Here is a 985-nt window from a genome sequence, read left to right as displayed (position 1 = left end):
AGAAGTGGCAGGACTGGTCTGAGGGGTACGCCGCCACCCGGCACGGGAACCAGAGTCTGTTACAGGGCAACGGCGATCTGCTCGACAGCATCCAGTACATCGTCTCCCGTGGTCACGTTCGTGTGGGGACGCCGCTGGATTATGGCCGTACACATAATGAAGGTTTCTCCGGTCAGGTGTCGGTTTCCTCCCACAAGCGCCTCATCACGCAGGCGTTCGGTCGTGCGCTGAAGCATGGCGTCTGGCAGACGGTCGGGGCGCACCAGCGTGCCCTGAACATTCCGCAGCGTGAGTTTCTTGGCCTGTCAGCAGACAACCGCCAGGCGCTTTTACACGTTATCGGGGACTTCTGGAATGAGGTATTACCATGAGCGAACAACGCCCGTCACTGGTTACCCTCGGCAGTACGGTCAGTGCCGCCGACAATATTATTGCCTGGCTCCGGCCGGAGATTGAAGGCGACACGCCTGCCCGCGTGCAGTCCGTGGAGCGCCACATCGGCCAGTTCAGCACGGCGGATGAGGTGAAGCGTCATCTGTCTGCCGGCAATGGCTGTGTGCGCCTTGCGGCACTACGCATCCGCAACATCACCAGCCGGCACGGCATGACCGGGCTGGTGACGTGGGGAGCCTACATCATGGTGACAGACTCCTGGGGATATCCCCGTGATGTCCGCTGTGAAGTTCTGGTGGCCCTGCTGGCCCGCCGTATCTCCTCGCGTGATGCGCCGCAGGCCATGAAAGCCGAGCGCCTTGCGGAGAATATCAACGCCGAAAACATCTATTCCGGCAGCCTCGACAGCCTCGGCATCACGATGTGGGTGGTGACGTGGGATCAGGAGTTCCGGCTGGATGACGATATTGACCTTGCCACGCTGCCGGACTTCCTGCGTCTGGGGGCTGTTATGGGTCAGCCGGTATCTGATAACCCGGACATCATTAACGTAAGAGAAGGTCAGACCGATGAAACAACTGATTAAACCCTC

Annotated in this window: 2 protein-coding genes; both read left to right on the top strand. The window is 60.0% G+C overall.

Annotated elements, in window-relative coordinates; genetic code table 11:
* Positions 1-371, top strand: a 371-nt coding sequence (locus tag GTGU_RS23385) for a phage virion morphogenesis family protein (protein WP_038163595.1), incomplete at its 5' end; no start/stop codon positions are given.
* Positions 368-979 carry a hypothetical protein gene (locus GTGU_RS23380; RefSeq protein WP_038163593.1) on the top strand — a complete coding sequence of 204 codons (612 nt, stop codon included), beginning with the start codon at positions 368-370 and terminating at the stop codon, positions 977-979. The genes GTGU_RS23385 and GTGU_RS23380, both read left to right, overlap by 4 nt.
* The last annotated feature ends 6 nt before the right edge of the window (positions 980-985 follow it).

Source organism: Trabulsiella guamensis ATCC 49490, assembly GCF_000734965.1.
Taxonomy (GTDB): Bacteria; Pseudomonadota; Gammaproteobacteria; order Enterobacterales; family Enterobacteriaceae; genus Trabulsiella; species Trabulsiella guamensis.
The sequence above is the reverse complement of the archived record's forward strand: the minus strand, read 5'-3'. Positions and strand labels throughout refer to the sequence as shown.